This window comes from Nocardia sp. NPDC056000 (assembly GCF_042269265.1).
Lineage (GTDB): Bacteria > Actinomycetota > Actinomycetes > Mycobacteriales > Mycobacteriaceae > Nocardia.
The window spans coordinates 143747-158238 of the sequence record NZ_JBHJXS010000004.1; the positions used below are offsets into that span (position 1 = coordinate 143747).

A 14492-nucleotide genomic window follows, 5' to 3' on the forward strand; every position below is an offset into this window, starting at 1 on the left:
TCGCGCTCACCAGTCTCGGGTGGCGATCAATTGCTCCGCGTCGGCGTCCGCGAAGCCGTAGGCCGAGGCGACGAAGGAGAAGTCCTCGGCGATCTCCTCCCGCGCCACGGTCTCGATCTCGCTACCGGCGGCCTCGAACTCCTCTTCCAGGAGGTTGAATTCCTCGGTCGCGGACCAGGTGAGTGCGTACAGGGCGGTGAGATCCGCAGGCTGCTCGGCCTCGATCCGCTCGCATAGGCGCAGCAGGATCGCTGTGCCCTTGTCGAGAACATGATCGGGAAAGTACGGGTCCGCATACAGTGGCTGCAGAAACGTACGCTCCACCACCTGCTGGTTCGTGATCGCCATGGCGCTCCATCCGCGAGAACTGAGTGTGCGTTGATCATGCAGGAGCGCACCGACATACAACTCGATGTGCAGTACCGGTCCGTCTGTACTTTGGAGATCAACTCACGGGAGGCATGACGCATGCGGACACTGACCTTCGGAATGAATGTGACCGTGGACGGCTATATCGCCGCGCCCGGTGATGACCTCGGCTGGAGCGGGGGTGACGGGCCGGACTCCCCGCCGAGTGATGAACTGTTCCAGTTCTGGTCCGACCGGGTGGCCGCGACGAGCCTGTCGCTGTACGGGCGCAAGCTATGGGAGGCGATGAGTCCGCACTGGCCGACCGCCGACCAGCAGCCCGGGGCCACACCGGCGGAGATCGAGTATGCCCGGCGCTGGCGGGATATGCCGAAGGTGGTGTTCTCCTCGACGCTCAGCGCGGTCGACTGGAACACCCGCGTGGTCGCCGGTGACCCGGTCGCCGAGATCACCCGGCTCAAGGCCGAGGACGCGGGGCCGATGGATATCGGCGGCGCGACGCTCGCCGCGGCGGCCATGCGGGCCGGGCTGATCGACGAGTACGTGATCGTCACCCATCCGGTGCTGGTGGGTGGCGGCACGCCGTTCTTCACCGCGCTGGACAACTGGGTGAATCTGAATCTGGTGCAGAGCAAAACATTTCCGGGCGGTGTGATGATGACCCGCTACGAGACGAGGCGATGAGAACGGGCCGCACGATCGACTCGTGCGGCCCGGTTGCAGGCATCCTCGGCGTGCTCGGTTCAGTGCGGTGGAAGCGCGGCCTCGGCGGCCACCGCGGTGAACGCGGCAAGCGTGAGCGCGGCGGTGGTGAGGTGGGTGCGCCGGTAATGCGTGGTCAGCACCGCGACGAACTCACGCAGGAACGCGGCCGGGACGAAATATCGGGCGGTGCGGGAGCCGACCACCCGAGCGTCGATTCCGGCACGCCGGGTCAGTGCCGCGGTGCGGAGTACGTGGAAATCGCTGGTGACAACCATCATTCGGATCTTGTGCGCCGGTATGCCGCGAATATCGAGCTGGCGCAGGCAGTTCCGGATGTTCTCCTCGGTATTTCGCGAATAGCGTTCGCGGACAATGGCATGCGCCGGGATGCCGTGGTCCATGAGATGCCTGGCCATGGCATCGGCTTCGCAGGTGCCTTCGTCACCGCCCTGGCCACCGCACGTCACGATCACCGGTGGTTCGCCCTCGGCCGACGCGGCGTGATAGGCGGTGATTCCCCGGTCCAGGCGAGCGGCGAGCAGGGGAGTGACAGACCTGCCGTTGAGCCCGCAACCGAGGATCACAATCGCGTCGGCCTCCGGTCGAGTGCGAAGCGTGCCGTAGAGCAGCGCGTACCCGCCGAACGCGACCAGGTGCAGCACAAGGTAACCGCCTACGGCGCATACGATCATGGCCAGCGCGGTCAGCGGCGTCGGCACGGGCACAGCGATCCCGATCGCGGCGATCACGACACCCAACACCACCAGGCCCGCACCGACCACCACGGGGGACAGCGTGGTCAACGACCGTCCCTCACGTCGCATCACGGTGAACCCGTTGGCCACCAACGCAATACCGATGCAGCACAGCGCGAATGCGCCCGCGCACGCCATCTGCGGAACGGTCACCGAGATCGCGGCGACATCGACAACCAGCGCGGCCGATCCGGCCGCGAGCAGTAGTGCCGCCGCCAGCAGCACCCACCCCGTCGACAATCGGCGCGGTTCCCGCTTCATGCGAAAAGCCCCGAGAGCCACCAAGAACAAACCGATGGACAGCAACACTGCGGTCATCATCAGTCCTCCCTATTCGTTGCCGATCCGGAACCACAGCATCGGTGCCTGTCACCGACACCAAGTCGATTCCCGATCCGCCCTGGGGTAAACCCACCGATCTTCGAAGGGCAAAAACCGGGCAAAGCGCCCGGGAGGCAATCGCATTGACCCGGTGCGGCTTCGATACCCTTCTCTCGGAACGTGTTTCCGCTATCGCGGAACACCGAGCAGGCCTGGCAGGAGAGACAGAATCGTAGACATGAAGTTGGCGGATACCTTCGACGGGATCGATCCGTCGGGGAAGCCCGTTCTCTCAGCCGAGCGTACGACCGTTTCAGATCCGGAAGAGCGGCAGCGGATTCAACAGTTTCTGGACGGCGGCGGGTTCGTCATGGGGGCGAGAAGAAGATCTCTCGACCTCGTCGATCCCAACCGTGGCAGAGCTGTTCCGATGAATTTCCACACCGATGGAGAGTGGATTTGGCCCCTGGAGATCGGATACTACCTTCAGGAATACGGTGTGCCGGTGCAGGCGAATTTCCTCCTGCATATCCGGAACTGCGGTTATGTCGCAATGGTTCCCGATATGCCGAAGATCAAGCGGGCGATAAAACTACTGAACGAGATCAGCCGTTCCGGGGGATAGTTGTAAGGGGCGGAGCGCTGTTGGGCGACCTGTGGTTCACGTTGGTTCCGAGCAATACGCCGATGACGACGAAGGCGGCCGCGGCCGCAATGAACAAACCGGCGGAGTGCGCGGTGAAGTTCGTGCCGGTGGCCGGTCCGGCGATGGCGGCGAAGATCGCGACGCCGAGTGCGCCGCCGGTTTGTCTGCTGGTGTTGCTCGCGCCGGAGGCGGCACCGGGGGAGTCGGGCGCGGCGCGGAGTGCGGCGGCGACGATGGCCGGGGTCAGAATTCCGAGGCCCGAACCCCAGACCGCCATGAAGGCCAACAGGAGTGGGTAGCTGTTGCCGTTGATCATCACGGCGATGCCGGCGAAACCTGCTGCGGCGATGAGTAGACCTAGTGCACTGGTGCGCCACACGCCGATACGCGTGGTGAGCCAACCGGCCAGAGCGCCGAGCAGCGGTAGGGGCAACATTGCAGGCAATGTCGCAATGCCTGCCGCCAAAGGGCTCAGCCCGCGGACATTCTGGAAAGCTGCGTAAGTAGGAACAGGCCGCCGAGCACGCACAGGTTCATCACTCCCGCGACCACACGCGCTGCGGTCAGCGCACCTCGCGCGCCGGGCGGAAAGGACAGGAGCGGGTGCGAGTTTCGCCGTTCCACCGCGATGAACCACACCGCAACTCCTGCGGCAATCGTGCCCAACGTCGCGCCTAGCCACGGCAAGCTCGGGCCTTGGATGATCGCGCTCACCAGGCACGCGAGCCCGGTCACCAGCAGGGCCGTCCCACCCCAGTCGACGGTGTCGCTTCGGGGCGTAGCGGGACGGGAGCGGTGGAGCCGCAGCACGGGTATCAGAGCGAGAACGACGACCGGCACGCTGAGCCAGAACACAGCGCGCCACCCCGCGGCCTGGACCAGCAGTCCGCCGATCACCGGACCGGCAGGAAGCGCCGCACCGCCGGTCGCCGCCCACACGCCCACGAGCCGATTTCTCGCACTCTCGTTTGCGGCGTTCTCCACCAGCAATGCGAGCGTTCCCGGAAGCATCAACGCGGCCCCTACACCCTGGAGCGCTCGCGCCGCGATCAGCACACCGATGGTCGGACTCAGCGCGCACAGCACCGATGCGCCACCGAAGCCTGCCAGGCCCAGCAGCACGACTCGACGGTGACCGAGCTGGTCGCCAATCGCCCCGGATGCCAGCAACAGCGCCGCCAATGGCAACGAATACGCATCCACTGCCCACGCCAGTCCCGCACCGTTTGCTGCGAGACCCGAACCGATTTGCGGGAGCGCGACATTCACCACTGTCACGTCCAAAAGCACGAGGAAATAGCCGCCGCACAATGCGAGAGTGAGCGGCCACCGGACAGGATTTCCAGTCATGACCGCATTGTGGGTCGCAAACACTTCACCGTGGATCGAAGTATTTCGCGCCTAGCATCGAGGCATGTCCTCTATGCCGCACGATCCGCAGGGCGAGCCGGACATCGCTCGGCTGGCTTCCGCGTTCGCCGATCCGCGCCGCGCGCGCGTGCTGATGGCGCTGGCCGACGGCCGCGCACTCCCGGCGGGGCGTCTCGCCGAGGAAGCCGGTGTTGCCGCCTACACGATCAGCAATCATCTGTCGCTGCTGCTCGACCATGACCTCGTCACCGCCGAACAGCAAGGCCGCCATCGCTACTACCGGCTTGCCAACGGGGAGGTCGAGGGCGTGCTCGAAGCCCTCGCGAAACTCGCGCCGCGCACCCCGGTCACGTCCCTGCGCGAACACACGCGCGCCGCCGCGCTCCGCACAGCCCGCACCTGCTATCACCACCTCGCGGGCGGTGCCGGGGTCGCCCTGTTCCGCCAGCTTCTCGATGCCGGATGGGTCACCGGAGGCGACGGACTCCACCACCCCGACACCAGCCAGGACCGGCTTTCAGCGCCTGGGAAGGGAACCGATTACGTACTCAGTCCCGCGGGTGCGGACGCACTCGCGGCATGGGGGATTCCGCCCCACCTGCTGTCCACCACCCGGCCGTTGCGCTACTGCGTGGATTGGACCGAACAGGCGCACCACCTCGCCGGTCCCCTCGGCACCGCGATCACCACCCGGCTGTTCAAACTCGGCTGGATCATCCGCGGCAACACCCCGCGCAGCATTCGCATCACCCCGCAGGGGCAAGACGGGCTGAGCGCGCTGACCCACATAGGCTCGGCGTGTGGATAAGGCGCCGCTGTATCGCAAGGACAACACCACCGCGCGGGGGTCACGCCCACGCGGTGGTGAGTATCGGCATCGGCGCAATACCAAGCCGACCGTGAAATCCGATGTGACGCACGAGGGTATGGGACGGACTACCGGTCGGGGGCGGGATTACACGCCGCTGTTCAGGTTCCTGCTCTCGCGGGTCGGTTCGAGCTGGGAGGCGACGTTCGCCGAGGCGAAATCCCGGCTCGATACGACTGAACCGATTTTCTGGCTCGTGGCGGTGCAGGAGTTCGACCGTCGGGACTATGTGCGGATCGGTGAGTCGACGTATTACAGCGGGTTGTATGTCGACTCGGACGGAACGCTGCAAGTGGTGAATCCGGATATCAATGAATCGAGTCTGGATCCTCAGTGTGCGTGCTGCACCCACACGTTCAACGGCGTCCGATTCACCAAGCGCGCTCCATAGGGTACGTCGTCGAGCTAGCTGCAGTCAGCGAATGCCTGCGGGATGGCCACGGACGCAAGGAGTTTCGCGGTGCCCTCGGGTGCCTCGACGGGGAAGTGGTGGCTACCCAGGTCGTTGAGGACGAATTCGAATCGGTCCGCGTAACGGTCGATCGCGGCCTGGGTTACCAGATCACGGATCGCGAATACGGTGATCGGTTGCTTGGTTTCGCGCAACGCGGCGTCCATGTCCCAGCGGATCAGACCCTCGATGGCGCGCGTACCCGCGGGCTGGCGCACCGCGACCATCTTCTCGAAGTACGCGTCCATCAGTGCCGGATCGGTCCCGTCCGGCGAGCCGCCCTCGACCAGACCCCGTACCGCCGTGGCGAATTCGTCCTCGAACAGACGCACCATCGCTGCGGCCTGGTCGTCGCTCTGCGCCGGGAACAGCGAAAGGTAGTGCAGCGCATCGAGTGCGACCACATGGGTGACCACCTCGGGCAGTAGTCGGCCGACTTCGACGGCGACCGCACCGCCGAGGGAATGTCCGGCCACCACCGCCGAGTCGACCGACTCGGCTTCCAGCACGGCGGCCACATCGCGGGCGAACTCCGCCATGGTCCACTCCGTGCGCGTCGAGCGGGATTCGCCGTGCTCGGCCAGGTCGATCGCCAGGACCCGGTAGTTCTCGGGTAGGTGGTCGGTCACCGCATCGAAATCGCTTCGGGCGCAACCCCAGCCGTGAATCAACGCCAGTGTCGGCCCGGTGACCGGACCGCTGGCCGTGTACCGGATGGTCGTGTGCTCCGATCGCTGAACCTCGCGGTGGTTCTTGATCCGGTGTGCTGTTGTCACAGTCTCTCCTCGTACTGAATTTCGATTACGCATGGGTTGACGGCTCAGGTGCACGGAGCGACAGCGGTTGTCATCCTGACCTGGTTCAACCGAAGAACGAAGGCGGAGAACGTGATTGCCACGATGGCGAGCGCATAGCCCACCGTCGCGGTCCGCAGTCCCACAACTGTCACGGCGATGCCGCCCAGGACGGCAGGCACGCTGTTGCCCAGATAGTTGATGATGTTCGCCAATGCGAACACGGCACTGCGCTCATGCGGCCGGGCGATCCGGGCGAACGTGCCGAATGTCGCCAACACGCACGCGCCGAAACCAACCCCCGCGACCACGGTGCCGACCGCGGCGAGCCAAGCGAGTTCCGCGACCACCCCGGCGAGCGAGAGCAGGGTCCCGAACCCGAGCAGCACGGACGCGGGCCCCAGTAGCCACGCCGCGGAACGCGAACGCAGCAGGAAGATCGCGAGCGCGCCGGCGCCCGCCAGCAGTGTCACGACAGCGCCGCCGACCAAATGGCTACGCAGCCCGAACAACTCGGCCGCGACGGACGGCCCGAGTGAGAGATACATGCCCGCCAAGGCCCAGGTCGCGATCATCGCCGGAACCACCGGGATGATGTCGGCGCGCAGGTGCGCGGGCATCGCGATCCGCGGGCGCAGCGAGGCCAGGGCACCCGGGCGGCGCGGAGAGGTCTCCGGCATCCGCGCGACAATCACCGCGGCAGCCAGCATCGCGACCAGCAGCACGATGTATACCAGTCGTGTTGGCGCGGGCCCGAATTCGACGAGCAAGCCACTGCCGAGCGCACCGAAAGCGAGTCCGGTCAGTGGAGCCACCGAGGTGACGACTCCGGCCCGTCCGCGTGCGGGTTCGAGATCGACCAGCGCGGCGCTCAACGTGGTGGTCGCCGCCCCGGTCGCGATCCCCTGCAATACCCGGGCGACGGCCAAGACGTAGATGTTCCCGGCGACCAGGAACAACACAAGAGCGACCAACTCCAGGCCGATCGCCGCGGCGAGCACCGGGCGGCGACCGAGATGGTCCGAGAGTGCTCCGACCACGAGCAACGAGCCCAGTAACCCGAAGACGTAGAGGGCGAACACGACGGTCAGCACCCACGCGGTGAACTGCCAATTCTGTTGGTAGATCACATAAATCGGGGAAGGGGCGCTGGATGCGGCAAGGAAGAGGACCAGGATCGCGGCCACGCTCGTGAATGTGCCTCGCCTGGATGCAGGGTGAGACTCGACGGTAGGCGATGCGGTTTCAGCAGAATCGACAGACATGCATTCCTCGCAGTGATCGTTGCGTTAGCGCTGCCGATGCTACTGCAAACGCATCGATCGCTGCAATAAAAAAGCAACGATCAATGCGATAATGGCTGTATGGCCAGCCTGACGCCCACTCAATCCGCCAGCCGACCCGGCGGCCGATCCGCCCGGGTACGAGCGGCCGTCCATCGCGCGGTGGAAGAACTGATCACCGACGGCGCAGGCGAACTACTGACAATCCCGGTCATCGCAACGCGCGCAGGCGTGCACCCCACCACGGTCTACCGCCGCTGGGGTTCGGTCGGCGAACTCCTCGCCGACGTCGCGACCAGCCGCTTCTCCGGCGACATCGTCGTTCCCGACACCGGAACACTGCGTGGCGACCTGGAACGCTACGCCTTCGACCTGGCCAAAGATCTCGCCGACCCGGACACCCTCGCCCTGGTTCGCGCCACCATCGGCATCGGTGGCGAACAGGGTGCCGCCGCTTGCCGCGGCGAACGCCAGCAACAACTCGAAGCCATCCTCGAACGCGACCAGGCCCGCGGAAACCACCCCCCAACCCTGGAACGCACCACCGACGCGATCCTCGCCCCCCTCTACTACCGAGCCGTCTTCACCGACTATCCCCTCACCCCCGAATGGACTCGCAGCCTGGTGGCAACCCTGCTCCCGGACTGATTTTCGCCGAACTGACATCGAACTCTGTAGTGCCCCATAGGTTCTGACGCTTTCAGCCACTGCGATGGGACGGGGAATCAACTCGACGCGGTGCGGGTGGACCCTTCCGTCAAGGCCGCACGTGAAGCCAATGGTCCGTCGTACTTGGCAGACTCGAGCGTCCAGAGCCTGCTCGACGAGGTGCAGAAGTCCCCCGACTGGACACAGCTGTCCAAGGCGCAACAAATCGGAATGGCCCAGGGACTCGAAGGCGCCGCAACAGGGACCTGCGATAAGTAGGCCCAGCAGGGGATGTCAACGCCGTCGTGGTCGAAGTGGACAAGCACCCACCCGCACCGAAGCGATATTCAGCTGATCGTCCGGCCGATCACCAGGCCCGGGCCCAGCACAAACATCACGGCTTTCGCGATCGCCGGGCACGGCACGTCGTAGCCGTGCTTGTAGCCGACGGACACGAACGTCTGCACCGTATGTGCCGGTCCGCCGTCCGGATCGCCGAGCGCGTTGGCCCACAACGGCCGCTGTTGCGGGCGGGCCAAGGCGAAACAGGTCAGCTGGATCCGGCTGTCCTCGTCCCAGAAGTGGTTCAGCACATCAGTATTGGTGAAATCGAGCTCGTCGAAGACGATGGCGATGTCCTCCCCGCCGTACGGGGCGGCGGCGACCGCGGCCGCGATTTCTGCCGGGTCGGTCCCAGTGGCCAGCACCCGGCCCGCCTCGATGGCCGTTCCCCACGGCGGAGGCTCGGCGTCCTCCCACTCGGAGCGCTCGGTGATGTCGGTGGCCCGTTCGCCACCGACGGTCAACGAACCGTCACGGATGCTCCATCGGATGTCGCCGAGGATCCCACCGTAGGGCAGTTCGGCGTTGGCCGACAGGCTTCCGGCGACGAGTGTCCAGGGCGCGCGTGCCACCTGGAAGCGGATCATGTTGGCCGCCAAGTCAGCGAACTTCTCCGCCGCCGGCAGCTGTGCCTCGTACGGGGCGAGGAATTGGTCGGTCCAGATACCCATGCACAAGACCCTGCCATCGAGCACCCCAGCTTTCGCAGCGAACAGCACCCGGGCACCACGCGAATCCCCTTGCACTTGGTCAGTACGCCGCAGTCGGTGCGCGAGGCGCGCGCAAGATCGACACGGCGCTAACAGAATTCACCGCGGACCATCCGATCGATCTGAACGCGCTCGATCTCACCTGACAACAACGCCAGAAGGGCTCCCGCAGCAACACAACTCACGCCATTGCGGGATCGCTGCGACGCGCCTACCTGGCCTGTCCGGGATGCGGTGTCCGGGTGGATGGGGCGCAGGTAGGCACGTCGACCCCGCGAAAATGGTGGAGCTGCCTGGTATTCGACACCGGAACTCCACCCGGCGCTGACATCGAATGGGTGGTGTTATGACTTGCTGAGCCAAACCGCCCAAACCCCGCCCCGCACGTGGTTCACCCTGTGGGACGGTGCGGGCTGGCAGACTCGGCATGTGCCAACTGATGACGAGGAACGCGCAACCAACACCCCGCCGACCGTGGACGGGGAGAAAGCGCGGACGCTAGGTCGAATAGTGTTGGGGCTGGGTAGTTTCGGAACGCTGTTCGGGCTGTACGTACCGCTGGTGAACTATCCCGACAAGAAAGCCGACTACTCCCAGTTCAAATCCGCCGAGGTTCTGGGCACGCCCGGAGTGTGGCTGGTGCTCGCGGGATCGGCGGCGCTGCTGCTCGCGGCGACTCTGCTGGTCGAAAGAGTCCAGACCCGTGCCAAACTCGGCGCGCTGCTCATACTCGCCTGCCTCCAGGCGGTCGGTGCCCAGGCGGTCTGCCTGATCGCCTTCGTCTTGATCTGGACAGACGCCCGCGATGTCACCCATGCCGAACTCGGTGCCCATGCCTTCGTCAAAGCCGACTTCACCCTCGCCGCGGCAATTCCGCTCGTCTCACCCGCCTTGATACTCGCGGGCGCGGTGTGGTGGTGCCTCAACGCATCAGCGCGTACTCCGAGCAGCTCGACCGCACCCCCCTTCAATTAGGGAATCCGATTCTGGAGCGCCGCAACGGTTGCCGCGCAAGATCGCCAGACACCTCAATGCCTACGACCGCGACCTTGGCCAACACCACAGAGTTGGCTATAGCGCAATCAAGTGCGCGCTCATGCCGATGAGCGAGCAGCTCGAGAAACAACAAATGCCAACAAGCCGATTGTTCTTCAGCGCTGGAAACCAGCGCACTGCGCGACCAGAGGTGCCACGACATGCCTTCCACCTGGATCGAATTCGATTCCTACACCGATCCGTCCGAACAGTGGAGGGTGCTCGAGGACTTCACCTGTAGCAACCCGGTCGTCGTCATCGAGTACCGGAGTAGTGACCGGGAAAGCTATCTCTGCGGTCGGCATGCTATCGCTCATTGGAATCAATACTCCGACATCGTGTTCGGCACCGTTCATTACAGGGAGGTCCGGCCTGCCGCCGCTCGTGAGCAGGTCATGAACGCAAACACGATCGTCGTGTACGCCTATGGGATACAGGTGGGACAGTCCTACAAGGACCGACCGCCGCCGGAGTCCCTGATCGAACAAGCCCGCATGCTGCTCGCGGAATAGCATCCGCTACTGCCGCGTTCCGCGCTGATCGAACCGGTCACCGCGAGGCGTGAGGAACCCGATCCCGTCGGTTGGCTCCGGCCATTGGCTTCGAGGTTCTGAGCACCTTGGGTCAGACGAACAGCATTTGATCGAGGATCTCCACCGATTCGCCGACCGTAATCTCGAGCCTGCCCGGCAGTGAATCCGTGTTGAACTCGGTGACGAACTGGCGTGATTCACCGACCCAGCCGATCGAAAGCCGGGTGGCTGCCTCCCGAAAGATATCGGTCACCACAGCGCCGCGGGTGACCCGGCGGAAGCGCACCGAGATGCCCATGACGTCGTACGAGAACTCCACATGATCATCGGGACCGAGTTCGAGTTTCACCAGCCGCACCGTCTCGCTCCCGGCGGAGTGCGCTGCTTCGAGCTCGATACCCAACTCCTGGATGAACTCGTCCTGATGAGGGACAACGAACTCCCGGTACATGTGCGCTCCTCCCAGCCTGTTGCTGCCATCGTCTCGTCCACCGATGACTGATCGACGCAGACACACCACACCGGGCAAGAGCTTCGATGTCCTGTCATGCCGCTGAGCGTGTTCGACGGTGAGCGACCTCCGCAGCATCGGACCGGCCGGTGTTGCCTAATCAGAATCAGTAGAGCTATCGCGCGCACGCTTCAGGGCTAGAACTACGGCTACAATCGGTCGCGTGTCGCCCAGGTGCCCGAAAGTCACCAGGTTGGCTGGGGTAAAAGCCGCCGAAGGAATGCCTCCGCGGATGTCGATATTGCACACCACCTCTAATTCGAATCCGTCTTGATCGAAGACGAGGAGATATTCGTCGTCCGAAATATGCGTTACTTGCCTGAGGGCAGCTTTACTCACCGAAATACTCCTCCTGTGGCATATTGCTGTCTGTCCCGTGATCGGCCGCCGTCCGGAGTCGCAACGGACACTTGCATGTCTCGCGCATGATTGATCAGCGCCCACGCTGCCAGCTCGAACGCACTGAACTGTCGAATGGCGGGCACTGTCAGACGGTCAGCGGTCGGATGATCGAAACCTCATAATGGCCAAGGCGAACCAAACTACGAGTGCAATCATCGCCAGCGTCCATCCGATGATGCCGCTGGATTCCACAGTGATCAGCTTGGACAACAGAACACCGAGAATGACAACGACCAGGCACACTCCGGTGGCAACACGGAAAGCTTGCTGTGACATCACTCGGCACTCCTCACCGTTTCGCCCACGCGATTCACCACATATGTCTTAATCTTTCCTGATCACAGGCGATTCACCGTGCATGCGCAGACACCGAGCCCCGCCGCCTGCAGCCTGTTTGAACGTACTCAATTGCCGCTGACCGCTCGATTCGGGACAGCCGCAGCGCCGCCGCTGCACGTGTTGGATGGCGCAGATCCACCACGCAACGAGATGGTGTGAGTGTCGTCCGACTCCTTCGCTGCGGACCGCAATCGAGTCGCTAGCCTCGACCGGTGACCTGCGAATTCGAGAGTGAGATGGTCGATCGAGATGAGGCCATCGAGCTCATGGACCGGCCCGACGGCACCGGGGTGCGGTTGTGGCACCGCACCGTTCCATACAGCGACGACAACGTAGCGGTGTGCGTGGAGTTGTCTGCGAATGGGATGGTGGCGTCGATGCGTGGACTCATCCTCGATTACGTCGCTGGCCGCTCACTCCCGGGATTCATCAGCGGCCTGGAGCGGGATTTCGCTGGCTGGCAAGGGATCCGGACGTGGGAGAGCATGGACCACGAGCTGCGGATCGAGGCGCGACACTTGACCTTGGGACATGTTCAGCTGGACTGGAGCCTGACCCGTCAGTTGGGCGAATCCCTTTCCTGGGCCGCGACGGTCGTGACTTACCTGGAAGCTGGTGAGCAGTTGCGACAGTTCGCAGCTGCCATCCATCGATTCGTTCTACCCGACGACGCTGAACACCGCCGGTAGCGCATATCCGCAATTGCCGCGTTACGGGCTGTTCAGAGGAGCCACACGGCAGGGCTGAACATCAACGTGCCGAGGCGATCTCGGCCGGGCCGAACGTACTGAACTGCCGATGACCGGGCCACTGCGGCCGACGAGCCGGTCGGAAATCCAGCTGCGTATGTTGATTCTGGGCGATAGCCTCGGTTGCTACATCGGCGAATCCGGACGTCGTTGATCGGTGAATCCTGACATCACCTCTAACCGGCCGGATGTCGTATCGGTGGAATCTGACGTCAGCATTGAGCTTGACATAGGGATCTGGCCGATTCGGTCATCGCTGTATGCGACATGTGCGGACACTGCGACGGCCCTGAGATGCCTTGTGGCCACATGGATCTTAGGGGGCCACCCGACCATCGAGGGATCGGCTCGGCATCTCGCAGCGGAGGCGGGTTGTCGCGCGTCGTGATCGCCTAGCGCGAATGCGGCAGCCCCTCAGGGCATTTCGCGTCGCGCAGCCGCAGAGCATACCGCTGTGAAAGCCCCTCCGAGCGCTCACGGAGTCGATGTCTGTCGGGCCGGTATGGCAGGGTCTCCTACGTATGTGGAGCGAATCGGGGAGTTCGGAATGACGGTGGGTTGGGACGCGGCGCGGGTGGTCGATCTTGCGCGGCAACTACGGGGTGCGGAAACCGGTGGCTGGCAGACGGCAGCGCTGCGGCGACTGGTGGCGGGGCTCGGATGGCAGTGGCAGGAGACCGCCGACGGGGTGCGGCTGATCGGGGGTGTGGGGCCGGACCACCTGCCGCAGTGGGCACCTCGGCTGCGGCGAGTGGACCGGTTCGAGAAGGACTATGTGCACGAGGGTGAGGACTACGTGGGGCTGTACGTGCCCATCGCGGTCCCGGAAGGTGGAGCGGCCGGAAAGGCTGCCGCGTTCCGTGCGGCGGGTGAGGCGCTGACCCGAGAGTTCGACCCGGCCCCCATCATGGGGGCGTACGGCGACCTCGGTCCGTTCTACGACTCGACTCCGCGGTGGGGCAGCCCCTTCCGCCGCTGGCGTCAGCAGGTGGACACCCTCGAATTGCGCGCCGGCGAGCACGGTCCTGAATTGCTGCTGCAGCCGACCGCTCCGGCGGAGAACTGGTTCTGGAGGCAGGGCCACGGCGAGAACTACGCCATCGGTGGCTTTTTCGGCTCCAACCGGGATCCCGCCAACGCGGGCCTGGGCTTCCCGGGAGCGTGGCACACCGACGAATGGGACGTCTTCCTCCACGCCCTCACCGCTTTCCTCTGGAACCTGCCCGCTGAAACCCATGCGCTCGGAATAGAACTGGACCTGGGCTTTCATGCCCTGGTGCCTGGCACCCGGGGGCCCGTCGTATTCCACATCGCATGCGGCGAGCGCCTCGAGGTCGCGTACGACACCGAGGGACTCGGCGCGAGTATCGGCGACCCCGCCTCCCTCGGATGGATTCCGAAATCCACGCGGCCCGCCGCGCTCGAGCACTGGATCGAATCCCACTATCACTCGGGCGATTTCGGTATCGGCGAGGTCGACGGTCCCGGTCTGGCTCGTATGATGGTCGACACCCTGCGCGGCCTGGGCGTCGCGTCCCCGCGGAACCTCAGCCTGAGCGACCACGCGCAATCGGTGGCCGGCTATCGCGTCGACTACTACGGTCTCACCCTCGAAGAGAACCCCTGACCAGAGACGAAACTGAGCGTCTCGGAGACTGTG

At 64.6% G+C, this 14492-nt stretch carries 20 protein-coding genes; 10 read left to right on the forward strand and 10 right to left on the reverse strand.

Annotated features, from left to right (window positions below):
• Nucleotides 1-6: 6 nt before the first annotated feature.
• The gene (locus tag ACFC4D_RS12705; RefSeq protein WP_376062860.1) at nt 7-348 is read right to left on the reverse strand and encodes a DUF5713 family protein; all 342 of its coding nucleotides are present in this window, start codon (nt 346-348) and stop codon (nt 7-9) included.
• Nucleotides 349-468: 120 nt separating this feature from the next.
• On the opposite strand from ACFC4D_RS12705, the gene ACFC4D_RS12710 reads away from it, so the two are divergent.
• Nucleotides 469-1053 carry a dihydrofolate reductase family protein gene (locus ACFC4D_RS12710; protein ID WP_376062861.1) on the forward strand — a complete coding sequence of 195 codons (585 nt, stop codon included), beginning with the start codon at nt 469-471 and terminating at the stop codon, nt 1051-1053.
• 59 nt (nt 1054-1112) lie between these two features.
• On the opposite strand, the gene ACFC4D_RS12715 is transcribed toward ACFC4D_RS12710, so the two are convergent.
• On the reverse strand, nt 1113-2150 hold the full coding sequence (locus ACFC4D_RS12715) for a YdcF family protein (protein ID WP_376062862.1): 1038 nt from the start codon (nt 2148-2150) through the stop codon (nt 1113-1115).
• A gap of 238 nt (nt 2151-2388) precedes the next feature.
• Between ACFC4D_RS12715 and ACFC4D_RS12720 the strand changes: the two genes are divergently transcribed.
• Nucleotides 2389-2775 (forward strand): hypothetical protein, encoded by a 387-nt coding sequence (locus ACFC4D_RS12720; protein ID WP_376062863.1) that lies wholly within the window; start codon nt 2389-2391, stop codon nt 2773-2775.
• Here ACFC4D_RS12720 and ACFC4D_RS12725 read toward each other — a convergent pair.
• Both ACFC4D_RS12725 and ACFC4D_RS12730 read right to left on the reverse strand, forming a co-directional pair.
• On the reverse strand, nt 2756-3232 hold the full coding sequence (locus tag ACFC4D_RS12725) for an MFS transporter (RefSeq protein ID WP_376062864.1): 477 nt from the start codon (nt 3230-3232) through the stop codon (nt 2756-2758). The genes ACFC4D_RS12720 and ACFC4D_RS12725 overlap by 20 nt on opposite strands.
• A gap of 35 nt (nt 3233-3267) precedes the next feature.
• Nucleotides 3268-4074: an MFS transporter gene (locus ACFC4D_RS12730; protein WP_376063655.1), complete on the reverse strand. Its 807-nt coding sequence runs from the start codon at nt 4072-4074 to the stop codon at nt 3268-3270.
• 136 nt (nt 4075-4210) lie between these two features.
• Between ACFC4D_RS12730 and ACFC4D_RS12735 the strand changes: the two genes are divergently transcribed.
• Complete coding sequence (locus tag ACFC4D_RS12735) at nt 4211-4975, forward strand: ArsR/SmtB family transcription factor (protein ID WP_376062865.1); 765 nt, start codon at nt 4211-4213, stop codon at nt 4973-4975.
• A 91-nt stretch (nt 4976-5066) separates the two neighbouring features.
• Nucleotides 5067-5426, forward strand: a complete 360-nt coding sequence (locus ACFC4D_RS12740; protein ID WP_376062866.1) for a hypothetical protein — start codon at nt 5067-5069, stop codon at nt 5424-5426.
• Between the two features lie 14 nt (nt 5427-5440).
• Here ACFC4D_RS12740 and ACFC4D_RS12745 read toward each other — a convergent pair whose 3' ends face one another.
• Entirely contained in the window at nt 5441-6262 is an 822-nt protein-coding gene (locus ACFC4D_RS12745) for an alpha/beta fold hydrolase (RefSeq protein ID WP_376062867.1), read from the reverse strand.
• Nucleotides 6263-6306: 44 nt separating this feature from the next.
• Nucleotides 6307-7467 (reverse strand): MFS transporter, encoded by a 1161-nt coding sequence (locus ACFC4D_RS12750; RefSeq protein ID WP_376062868.1) that lies wholly within the window; start codon nt 7465-7467, stop codon nt 6307-6309.
• A 177-nt stretch (nt 7468-7644) separates the two neighbouring features.
• On the opposite strand from ACFC4D_RS12750, the gene ACFC4D_RS12755 reads away from it, so the two are divergent.
• Entirely contained in the window at nt 7645-8211 is a 567-nt protein-coding gene (locus tag ACFC4D_RS12755; RefSeq protein ID WP_376062869.1) for a TetR-like C-terminal domain-containing protein, read from the forward strand.
• A 144-nt stretch (nt 8212-8355) separates the two neighbouring features.
• On the forward strand, nt 8356-8490 hold the full coding sequence (locus tag ACFC4D_RS12760) for a hypothetical protein (protein WP_376062870.1): 135 nt from the start codon (nt 8356-8358) through the stop codon (nt 8488-8490).
• Between the two features lie 68 nt (nt 8491-8558).
• Here ACFC4D_RS12760 and ACFC4D_RS12765 read toward each other — a convergent pair whose 3' ends face one another.
• On the reverse strand, nt 8559-9224 hold the full coding sequence (locus tag ACFC4D_RS12765; protein ID WP_376062871.1) for a hypothetical protein: 666 nt from the start codon (nt 9222-9224) through the stop codon (nt 8559-8561).
• 390 nt (nt 9225-9614) lie between these two features.
• On the opposite strand from ACFC4D_RS12765, the gene ACFC4D_RS12770 reads away from it, so the two are divergent.
• Nucleotides 9615-10238, forward strand: a complete 624-nt coding sequence (locus tag ACFC4D_RS12770; protein ID WP_376062872.1) for a hypothetical protein — start codon at nt 9615-9617, stop codon at nt 10236-10238.
• Between the two features lie 221 nt (nt 10239-10459).
• Nucleotides 10460-10810, forward strand: coding sequence for a hypothetical protein (locus ACFC4D_RS12775; protein ID WP_376062873.1), 351 nt, complete (start codon nt 10460-10462; stop codon nt 10808-10810).
• Between the two features lie 112 nt (nt 10811-10922).
• Here ACFC4D_RS12775 and ACFC4D_RS12780 read toward each other — a convergent pair whose 3' ends face one another.
• From ACFC4D_RS12780 to ACFC4D_RS12790, 3 genes are all read right to left on the reverse strand, one after another.
• A complete protein-coding gene (locus tag ACFC4D_RS12780; protein WP_376062874.1) occupies nt 10923-11282 on the reverse strand; it encodes a hypothetical protein in 360 nt (119 codons plus the stop codon).
• 156 nt (nt 11283-11438) lie between these two features.
• The gene (locus ACFC4D_RS12785; RefSeq protein WP_376062875.1) at nt 11439-11681 is read right to left on the reverse strand and encodes a hypothetical protein; all 243 of its coding nucleotides are present in this window, start codon (nt 11679-11681) and stop codon (nt 11439-11441) included.
• A gap of 156 nt (nt 11682-11837) precedes the next feature.
• On the reverse strand, nt 11838-12020 hold the full coding sequence (locus ACFC4D_RS12790; protein ID WP_376062876.1) for a hypothetical protein: 183 nt from the start codon (nt 12018-12020) through the stop codon (nt 11838-11840).
• Nucleotides 12021-12295: 275 nt separating this feature from the next.
• On the opposite strand from ACFC4D_RS12790, the gene ACFC4D_RS12795 reads away from it, so the two are divergent.
• Entirely contained in the window at nt 12296-12772 is a 477-nt protein-coding gene (locus tag ACFC4D_RS12795) for a DUF6228 family protein (protein ID WP_376062877.1), read from the forward strand.
• Between the two features lie 607 nt (nt 12773-13379).
• The gene (locus ACFC4D_RS12800; protein ID WP_376062878.1) at nt 13380-14459 is read left to right on the forward strand and encodes a hypothetical protein; all 1080 of its coding nucleotides are present in this window, start codon (nt 13380-13382) and stop codon (nt 14457-14459) included.
• The last annotated feature ends 33 nt before the right edge of the window (nt 14460-14492 follow it).

What these genes read in the sequence shown, in the direction of transcription:
- ACFC4D_RS12705 (WP_376062860.1), bottom strand. Translation starts at nt 348, where the DNA reads ATGGCGATCACGAACCAGCAGGTGGTGGAGCGTACGTTTCTGCAGCCA.
- ACFC4D_RS12710 (WP_376062861.1), top strand. Translation starts at nt 469, where the DNA reads ATGCGGACACTGACCTTCGGAATGAATGTGACCGTGGACGGCTATATC.
- ACFC4D_RS12715 (WP_376062862.1), bottom strand. Translation starts at nt 2,150, where the DNA reads ATGATGACCGCAGTGTTGCTGTCCATCGGTTTGTTCTTGGTGGCTCTC.
- ACFC4D_RS12720 (WP_376062863.1), top strand. Translation starts at nt 2,389, where the DNA reads ATGAAGTTGGCGGATACCTTCGACGGGATCGATCCGTCGGGGAAGCCC.
- ACFC4D_RS12725 (WP_376062864.1), bottom strand. Translation starts at nt 3,232, where the DNA reads ATGTTGCCCCTACCGCTGCTCGGCGCTCTGGCCGGTTGGCTCACCACG.
- ACFC4D_RS12735 (WP_376062865.1), top strand. Translation starts at nt 4,211, where the DNA reads ATGTCCTCTATGCCGCACGATCCGCAGGGCGAGCCGGACATCGCTCGG.
- ACFC4D_RS12755 (WP_376062869.1), top strand. Translation starts at nt 7,645, where the DNA reads ATGGCCAGCCTGACGCCCACTCAATCCGCCAGCCGACCCGGCGGCCGA.
- ACFC4D_RS12765 (WP_376062871.1), bottom strand. Translation starts at nt 9,224, where the DNA reads ATGGGTATCTGGACCGACCAATTCCTCGCCCCGTACGAGGCACAGCTG.
- ACFC4D_RS12775 (WP_376062873.1), top strand. Translation starts at nt 10,460, where the DNA reads ATGCCTTCCACCTGGATCGAATTCGATTCCTACACCGATCCGTCCGAA.
- ACFC4D_RS12780 (WP_376062874.1), bottom strand. Translation starts at nt 11,282, where the DNA reads ATGTACCGGGAGTTCGTTGTCCCTCATCAGGACGAGTTCATCCAGGAG.
- ACFC4D_RS12790 (WP_376062876.1), bottom strand. Translation starts at nt 12,020, where the DNA reads ATGTCACAGCAAGCTTTCCGTGTTGCCACCGGAGTGTGCCTGGTCGTT.
- ACFC4D_RS12800 (WP_376062878.1), top strand. Translation starts at nt 13,380, where the DNA reads ATGACGGTGGGTTGGGACGCGGCGCGGGTGGTCGATCTTGCGCGGCAA.